1 protein-coding gene is annotated in these 283 nt (G+C 63.3%); it reads left to right on the plus strand.

Annotated elements, in window-relative coordinates:
* Positions 1-10: 10 nt before the first annotated feature.
* Positions 11-283, plus strand: a 273-nt coding sequence (locus FLQ44_RS19865; RefSeq protein ID WP_206209009.1) for an alpha/beta hydrolase family protein, incomplete at its 3' end; no start/stop codon positions are given.

Here is a 283-nt window from a genome sequence, read left to right on the forward strand (position 1 = left end):
CGACAACCGCATGGACAAGATCAGCTGGAACGAGCAGTGGCTAGGTTGGCCGGTCGACAAGAGCTATGCCGATGCCTCGGGCGTGGACAATGCCGCGCGGCTTCAGGGCAAGCTGTTCATGATCGTGGGCGAGCAGGACAGCAATGTCGATCCCGCCTCGACAATGCAGGTCGCCGATGCACTGATCAAGGCCGACAAGGACTTCGACCTGCTGGTCGTGCCCGGCGGCGAGCACAGCGTCGGGCGTTCGAGCGGACCGATCGACTATGTGACGCGCAGGCTG

The sequence above is a fragment of the Vogesella mureinivorans genome (genome assembly GCF_007644035.1).
In the GTDB taxonomy this organism is placed as follows: Bacteria; Pseudomonadota; Gammaproteobacteria; order Burkholderiales; family Chromobacteriaceae; genus Vogesella; species Vogesella mureinivorans.